Source organism: Pseudomonas sp. 18.1.10, from assembly GCF_024655625.1.
Taxonomy (GTDB): domain Bacteria; phylum Pseudomonadota; class Gammaproteobacteria; order Pseudomonadales; family Pseudomonadaceae; genus Aquipseudomonas.
Genome location: NZ_JANLGL010000238.1, coordinates 1 through 7,733, shown reverse-complemented (window position 1 = coordinate 7,733; position 7,733 = coordinate 1). Strand labels below are relative to the sequence as shown.

General features: G+C 62.9%; 6 protein-coding genes. All 6 read right to left on the bottom strand.

Features of this window, described 5'->3' with window-relative positions; genetic code table 11:
- Positions 1-101 precede the first annotated feature (101 nt).
- The 6 genes from NUV89_RS25620 to NUV89_RS25595 all read right to left on the bottom strand — a co-directional run bounded on the left by NUV89_RS25620 (position 102) and on the right by NUV89_RS25595 (position 7,560).
- Entirely contained in the window at positions 102-1,499 is a 1,398-nt protein-coding gene (locus tag NUV89_RS25620) for a sigma-54-dependent Fis family transcriptional regulator (RefSeq protein ID WP_257783511.1), read from the bottom strand.
- 142 nt (positions 1,500-1,641) lie between these two features.
- Entirely contained in the window at positions 1,642-3,213 is a 1,572-nt protein-coding gene (locus NUV89_RS25615) for an ABC transporter ATP-binding protein (protein ID WP_257783510.1), read from the bottom strand.
- Between the two features lie 10 nt (positions 3,214-3,223).
- A complete protein-coding gene (locus tag NUV89_RS25610; protein WP_248488056.1) occupies positions 3,224-4,246 on the bottom strand; it encodes an ABC transporter permease in 1,023 nt (340 codons plus the stop codon).
- Entirely contained in the window at positions 4,246-5,307 is a 1,062-nt protein-coding gene (locus tag NUV89_RS25605) for a microcin C ABC transporter permease YejB (protein WP_257783509.1), read from the bottom strand. Before NUV89_RS25605 ends, NUV89_RS25610 begins: the two co-directional genes overlap by 1 nt.
- Complete coding sequence (locus NUV89_RS25600) at positions 5,307-7,148, bottom strand: extracellular solute-binding protein (protein ID WP_257783508.1); 1,842 nt, start codon at positions 7,146-7,148, stop codon at positions 5,307-5,309. Before NUV89_RS25600 ends, NUV89_RS25605 begins: the two co-directional genes overlap by 1 nt.
- 130 nt (positions 7,149-7,278) lie before the next feature.
- On the bottom strand, positions 7,279-7,560 hold the full coding sequence (locus tag NUV89_RS25595; protein ID WP_010210937.1) for a peptidylprolyl isomerase: 282 nt from the start codon (positions 7,558-7,560) through the stop codon (positions 7,279-7,281).
- Between the last annotated feature and the right edge of the window lie 173 nt (positions 7,561-7,733).

The window sequence follows — 7,733 nt, the reverse complement described above, 5'->3', positions numbered from 1 at the left end:
GTGTCAGTCGGCACATTTGGCACTGATACACCGCATTCGCGAGCAAGCCCGCTCCCACATTCGAATGTCTTTGATTTGAGAGTTGTGTCTCTTTTTGGAGATTAGGCGATGCCCAGGGCCACCATCTTCTTGTACAACGTCGACCGCCCCAGCCCCAACCGCTTGGCCGCCTCCACCACATTCCCCCCGCAAGCCGCCAACGCCGCCGCAATGATCTGCCGATCAAACCGCTCCCGTGCCGCGCTGAAGCTTTCGCCCTCTACCGCCGCCACCGCACTGCGCGCGACCGGGGTAAAGGTGCCGATAGCCGCACGAATCTCCCCGGCATTCAACACCAGGTCATCACTCAACAACGCCGCCCGCTCCAGCACATTGCGCAGCTCGCGGATATTTCCCGGCCACGCATGTTGCGCCAGCAGCGCCAGGGCCTCGCGGTCCAGTTCGTGCTGGCTGCGCAGTTCCTCAAGGATTGCCTCGCTCAGCGCCGGGATATCTTCCAGGCGCTCACGCAGCGGCGGCACCTGGATCGGCAGCACGTTCAGGCGGTAGTACAAGTCTGCACGGAACTCACCGCGCTTGATCGCCGCTTCCAGGTCCATGGACGTGGCCGCGATCACCCGCACATCACTGTGGAGCATTTCGTTGGAGCCTACCGGTTCGAATTCCTTTTCCTGCAACACTCGCAGCAGTTTGCTTTGCAGCGGCAGGGGCATATCGCCGATTTCATCGAGGAACAGCGTACCGCCCTGGGCGATCTGGAACTTGCCGGGACGGCCCTTGCGGTCGGCGCCGGTAAACGCGCCCGGCGCGGTGCCGAAGAATTCGGCTTCCAGCAGGTCGGCGGGAATCGCTGCGCTGTTGACGCTGACAAACGCCTTGTGTGCACGGGGTGATGCGCCGTGGATCGCCTGGGCCAGCAGTTCCTTGCCGGTGCCGGTTTCCCCCAGCAACAGCACCGGCGACTCGGCGCTGGCACTGCGGCGTGCGCGGCGTTTGACTTCGAGGCTGGCGGCGCTGGTGCCGATAAAATGCGCGAAGTTGTATTTGCTCTGCCGCGAACGCAGCAACGAGCGGGTCGAGGCCAGTTCCTGCTGCATACTCAGGTAGCGTTCGATCAGCGGCGACAGGTTGCGCAGCTCATCAAACAGGGCAAAACCAATCGCGCCGATCACCGCGCCGGCATCGTTGTGGATCGGCAGGCGCATCACCACCAACGGACCTTTGGGCGTGTCCTGGATGTCCAGCAGGATCGGCAGGTCGGTGCGCACTACCTGGCGCAACAGGCTATTGGAAATCACCTTTTCGCACGGCTGGCCGATGGCTTCGTCGGCGCTTTTCAGGCCAAAGCGCTTGGCGTAGCGCTCGTTCATCCAGACGATATTGGCGTCGCGATCGACAATCACCGTGCCTTCGCTGGACTGCTCGATGATCTCGAACAGCGACTGGATGGCCAGGCCGCGCACCTGTTGGTAGTCCTTGAGGTTTTCGCTGGTGTTCATGCTTATGCCGCCAACACAAAATGGGAGTGGGAGTGCGGTCCTGTGGGAGCTGGCTTGCCTGCGATGGCGGTCTGTCAGTACCGAATATATTGACTGATACACCGCTATCGCAGGCAAGCCAGCTCCCACAGGGGAGACGCGTTTACAGGGGGATATTGGCGGCGGCCAGCAGCTCTTGGGTGTAGGCGTGCTGGGGGGCTTCGAATACCTGATGACTCGCCCCAGCCTCCACCACCTTGCCCTCCTTTATCACAATCATGTCGTGCGCCATCGCCCGCACCACCGCCAGGTCATGGCTGATAAACAGGTAGGTCAGGCCGTATTTCTCCTGCAACTCGCGCAACAGCGCTACCACCTGCTTCTGCACCGTGCGGTCGAGGGCCGAGGTCGGTTCGTCCAGCAGCATCAGCGCCGGCTTAAGCACCAGGGCGCGGGCGATGGCGATGCGTTGGCGCTGGCCGCCGGAGAATTCGTGGGGGTAGCGGTGGCGGCTGGCGGGGTCGAGGCCGACGTCCTTGAGCACCTGGATCACTTGTGCATCACGGTCCTCCAGGCTGCACGGCGCGTGCACTTCCAAGCCTTCGCTGATGATCTGCTGCACCGACATGCGCGGGCTGAGGCTGCCATAAGGGTCCTGGAACACCACCTGCATCTGTTTGCGCCACGGGCGCATCTGCTGGTGGTTGAGCGGGTCGAGGGCGGTGCCCTGGAAGCGGATGCTGCCGGTGGAATCCAGCAGGCGCAGGATCGCCTGGCCCAGGGTGGACTTGCCCGAGCCGGACTCGCCGACAATCCCCAGCGTCTTGCCGCGCTGCACACTGAGGCTGATGCCGTCCACTGCGCGCAGATAGGTCTTGCGCCGGAACAAACCGCCGCCGAGGGGGAATTGCACGCTCAAATCGTCAACCTGCAACACCGTTTCACGCGCATCGCTGCACAGCACGTCACCCGAGGGTTCGGCGTCCAGCAGCAGGCGGCTGTACGGGTGCTGCGGCGCGGTGAACAAGGTCTGGCAGTCGGCCTGTTCGACGATCTCGCCGGCATGCATTACACACACACGCTGGGCAATGCTGCGCACCAGGTTGAGGTCGTGGCTGATGAGCAACAGCGACATGCCCAGGCGCTGTTGCAGGGACTTGAGCAGCAGCAGGATCTTGCGCTGCACCGTCACGTCCAGCGCGGTGGTGGGTTCGTCGGCGATCAGCAACTCGGGCTCGCAGGCCAGGGCTATGGCGATCATCACCCGTTGGCGCTGGCCACCGGAAAGTTGATGGGGGTAGGCCTTGAGGCGTTCCTGGGGTTTCTGGATGCCCACCAGGTCGAGCAGTTCAAGGATGCGCGCCTGCGCCGCCTTGCCGCCCAGGCCCTTGTGCAGCAGCAGGGTTTCGCCGATCTGCTTTTCGATGCTGTGCAGCGGGTTGAGGGAGGTCATCGGCTCCTGGAAGATCATCGCGATGCGGTTGCCGCGCAGTTTCTGCAAGGTGCCGGCCGAGGCGCCCACCAGTTCCTCACCGCGATAGCGGATGGAACCGGTGGTCAACGTGCCGGCCTCGGGCAGCAGTTGCAGGATCGAATGGGCGGTCACCGACTTGCCCGAGCCCGACTCGCCCACCAGCGCCAGGCACTCGCCGGGGCGCACGTCCAGGCACAACTTGTTCACCACGGTCTGGCCGTTGAAGGCGACGCTGAGGTCGCGGATCTCGATCAGGTTCATATGCAGTCACTCATGAGCGGGGGTCGAAGGCGTCACGCAGCGCCTCGCCAATAAAGACCAGCAGCGACAGGATCAGCGCCAAGGTGAAAAACGCCGTCAGGCCCAGCCACGGCGCTTGCAGGTTCTGCTTGCCCTGGGCGATCAGCTCGCCCAGGGATGCGCTGCCGGCGGGCATGCCGAAGCCGAGGAAATCCAGGGCGCTCAACGTGGAAATCGCCCCGGTCAAGATAAACGGCAGGTAGCTCAAGGTGGCGGTCATGGCATTCGGCAGGATATGCCGGCGGATGATCTTGCCGTCGCCCAGACCCAAGGCCCGCGCGGCCTTGACGTATTCCAGGTTGCGCCCGCGCAGGAACTCGGCGCGCACCACGTCCACCAGGGCCAGCCAGGAAAACAGCGCCATGATCCCCAGCAGCCACCAGAAATTCGGCTCGACAAAGCCCGAGAGGATGATGAGCAGGTACAGCACCGGCAGCCCGGACCACACTTCCAGCACGCGCTGGCCGATCAAATCCACCCAGCCGCCGTAATAGCCCTGCAACGCACCGGCGGCGATGCCGATGGCCGCGCTGATCGCGGTGAGCGCCAGGGCAAACAGGATCGACACCCGCGCGCCAAAGATCACCCGCGCCAACACGTCCCGCGACTGGTCGTCGGTGCCCAGCCAGTTCACCGCCGAGGGCGGGCTGGGGGCAGGGCGGGTCAGTTCGTAGTTGGGCGTGTCGTCGCTGAACGGGATCGGCGGGAACAGCATCCAGCCGCCGTCCTGCTCGATCAGCTTGCGCACGTAGTCACTGCGGTAATCGGCCTGGAACGGCAACTGGCCGCCAAACTGCTGCTCGGTGTAGCGCTTGAACACCGGGAAATACAGCTCGTTCTTGAAGCTCAGCACCAACGGCTTGTCATTGGCGATCAACTCGCCGCCGAGGGTGAGGATGAACAGGCCGATAAACAGCCACAGCGACCACCAGCCGCGACGGTTCTTCTTGAAACGTTCGAAACGCCGACGGGCCACGGGAGACAGGTTAAGCATCAGGCGTTCCTCGCGGCGAAGTCGATACGCGGGTCCACCAGGGTGTAGCAGAGGTCACCGATGAGTTTTATCAAGAGGCCGAACAGGGTGAAGATAAACAGCGAACCGAACACCACCGGATAGTCCCGCGAGACCGCCGCTTCGTAGCTCATGCGGCCCAGGCCATCGAGGGAGAAAATCACCTCGATCAGCAGGGAGCCGGCAAAGAACACGCTGATGAATGCCTGGGGAATGCCCGAGATCACCAGCAGCATGGCGTTGCGGAACACATGGCCGTACAGCACGCGGCGCTCGCTGAGGCCCTTGGCGCGGGCGGTGACCACGTACTGACGGGTGATTTCGTTGAGGAACGAGTTTTTCGTGAGGATGGTCAGCGTGGCGAAACCGCCGATCACCAGGGAGGTCACCGGCAGCACCAGGTGCCAGAAGTAGTCGGCGATCTTGCCCACGGTGCTCAGTTCTTCGAAGTTCTCCGAGACCAGCCCGCGCACCGGGAACCAGTTAAGCGAGGTGCCGCCAGCGAAGACCACGATCAAGAACATCGCAAACAGGAACGCCGGCATGGCATAGCCGATGACGATCGCGGTGCTGCTCCACACGTCAAAGCTGCTGCCGTGGCGCACTGCCTTGCGAATCCCCAGGGGGATCGACACCAGGTAGGTAATCAACGTGGCCCACAAGCCGAGGGAGATGGTCACCGGCATCTTTTCCAGGATCAGGTCGATCACCGTCTTGCCGCGAAAGAAGCTGTTGCCGAAATCCAATTGCGCGTAGCTGGTGAGCATCAGCCACAGGCGTTCCGGCGCGGGCTTGTCGAAGCCGTATTGTTTTTCGATGTCCTTTATCAGCTTCGGGTCCAGGCCTCGGCTGGCGCGGGAGCCGCCTGTGATGCCGTCACCGCCCGAGCCGCCGACCGCGCCGCCGCCGATGCCTTGCAGGTGGGCGATGGCTTGTTCCACCGGCCCGCCGGGGGCGGCCTGGACGATGACGAAGTTGACCAGCAGGATAATCACCAGCGTGGGGATGATGAGCAGCAGGCGCCGTACGATATAAGCAAACATCAGTGGCTGCCTCCGCGTTTTTGCATCTGCTCATTGGTCAGCGGCGTGGGGCTGATTTCCCACCAGCTTTCCAGGGCCTCATCGTTCTTTGCCTCGACGGCCGGGCGGCCGAAGCGGTTCCACCACGCGGCGGACGTGCCGGGCGGGTAGTAGTTGGGAATCCACAGGTAGTTCCATTGCAGCACCCGGTCCAGGGCGTGGGCGTAGGTGAGCATCTGCGCCTGGGTGTTGGCCTTGACCAGGCCTTTGACCAGGGTATCGACGGCCGGGTCCTTGAGGACCATGTAGTTGTTGGCGCCGGGATCGAACGCGGCGTCGGAGCCGAAATAGTTGTACAGCTCCATCCCCGGCGAGGTGGTGACCGGGAAGCCGATCACGATCATGTCGTAGTCGCGCGCCATCATGCGGTTGACGTATTGCGAGGGGTCGATGCGGCGGATATTCAAGGTGATGCCGATCTGCGCCAGGTTGCGTTTGTACGGCAGCAACAGGCGTTCCAGGCCGTTCTGGGTGTTGAGGAAGGTGAACGCCAGTGGCTCGCCCTCGGCGTTGACCAGCCGGTCGCCGTCCGGTTTCCAGCCGGCTTCTTCCAGCAGGGCCAGGGCTTGTAGCTGCTTGTCGCGGATCATGCCGCTGCCGTCGGTGACCGGGGCCTTGAACACTTGCGTGAAGACCTCGTCGGGAACCTGCCCGCGCAAGGGTTCGAGGATCGCCAGTTCCTCTGGCGTCGGCGGTTGGCTGGCGGCCAGCGGGCTGTTGGAGAAGAAGCTCTGCTGGCGGATGTACATGTTGCGCATCATCTGCCGGTTGGCCCATTCGAAGTCCCACAGCATCGCCAGGGCCTGGCGCACGCGGCGGTCCTTGAACATCGGTTTTTGCACGTTGAACACGTAGCCCTGGGCCGGTTGCGGCGCCTCTTTGGCCAGGTGCGCACGTTGCAGGCGGCCATCGTCGAGGGCCGGGCCGTTGTAGCCGATGGAATAGCCAGTGGCGGAAAACTCGCGGTTGAAGTCATAGGCGCCGCCGCGCAGGACCTGGCGCGCCACTTCGGTGTCGCCGAAGTATTCCAGGCTCAGGTGATCGAAGTTGTACAGGCCACGACTGACGGGCAGGTCCTTGCCCCACCAGTCGGGGTCGCGGGTAAAGGTGATGGTGCTGCCGGAGTCGATCTTGCTGATCTTGTACGGGCCGCTGCCCAGGGGTATCTCGTAGCCGCCGCCGTTGGCGAAGTCGCGGGTTTTCCACCAGTGTTCGGGGAGCACCGGCAGGGTGGCGAGGTCGAGGGGCAGGGTACGGTTTTCGTTGCTGGAGAAATCGAAGCGCACTTGGCGCTCGCCTTCGACTTCGACGTGCTTGACGTCGGCGAACAGCGTGCGAAAGCCCAGGCGGCCCTGGGTCATCAGCAGGTTGTAGCTGTAGCGCACGTCTTCGGCGGTGATCGGCGTGCCATCGGCGAAACGCGCCTTGGGGTTGAGGAAGAAGCGCAGTGACAGGCCATCCTCGGCGCGTTCCATCTTCTCGGCGACCAGGCCGTAGACCGTATAAGGCTCATCCAGGGAGCGCTGGGCCAGGGGCGAATAGAGCCAGCCGTCGACCTGGGACACGCCGATGCCTTTGTCGATATACGGCAGCACATGGTCAAAACGCCCGATCTCGATGGCCGAGCGCTTCAGGCTGCCGCCCTTGGGGGCGTTGGGGTTGACGTAGTCGAAATGGTGGAAGCCAGCGGGGTACTTGGCCGGTTCGCCGTACACGGTGAGGTACGGCTGCGGCGCCGCGAGCACGGCGGTGCTGGTCAATAGCAGGGAAGCAGTAAGCAGTCTTAGAAAAGCCAATCGCATTATCAGCCTTGAGCGCCGGGTGAACAGGAATAGGGATTTGTACGCTAACGGCTTCCGTGTCGCCAGTCGTCACATGCACAACGGCCCACCAAAAGGCGGGCCGTTGTTTATAGCATCAGCGCAGACTGGATCAGTCCTGGCGGCTGGTGACTTCCAGCAGGTGGTAGCCGAACTGGGTTTTCACCGGGCCTTGCACGGTGTTGACCGGGGCGCTGAAGACGACGGTGTCGAATTCCTTGACCATCTGGCCTGGGCCGAAGGAGCCGAGGTTGCCGCCGTCGCGGCTGGATGGGCAGCTGGAATTGGCTTTGGCGATTTCTGCGAAATCAGCGCCGCCTTCGATTTGGGCCTTGAGTTCGTTGCACTTGTCTTCAGTGGAAACGAGGATGTGACGGGCGGTGGCTTTGGCCATGGGGAGGATCTCCTTGGGGTAAAAAGGGGGAGCGTACCGGATTCAGGCGGTTATTTGTTGGCAAAGTTCCGCTGGGGGGATTGGGTGTATATCCATTTCTTCGGTAACGGCGGCTTAGGGTTCCGCCCTTACGGCGGGTCACTTTGGAAAAGAGCCCCAAAGTAACCAAAGGG

Bases quoted from the DNA above. Each gene is read 5' to 3' on its own strand.
- NUV89_RS25620 (WP_257783511.1), bottom strand. From the start codon at position 1,499: ATGAACACCAGCGAAAACCTCAAGGACTACCAACAGGTGCGCGGCCTG.
- NUV89_RS25610 (WP_248488056.1), bottom strand. From the start codon at position 4,246: ATGCTTAACCTGTCTCCCGTGGCCCGTCGGCGTTTCGAACGTTTCAAG.
- NUV89_RS25595 (WP_010210937.1), bottom strand. From the start codon at position 7,560: ATGGCCAAAGCCACCGCCCGTCACATCCTCGTTTCCACTGAAGACAAG.
- NUV89_RS25600 (WP_257783508.1), bottom strand. From the start codon at position 7,148: ATGCGATTGGCTTTTCTAAGACTGCTTACTGCTTCCCTGCTATTGACC.
- NUV89_RS25605 (WP_257783509.1), bottom strand. From the start codon at position 5,307: ATGTTTGCTTATATCGTACGGCGCCTGCTGCTCATCATCCCCACGCTG.
- NUV89_RS25615 (WP_257783510.1), bottom strand. From the start codon at position 3,213: ATGAACCTGATCGAGATCCGCGACCTCAGCGTCGCCTTCAACGGCCAG.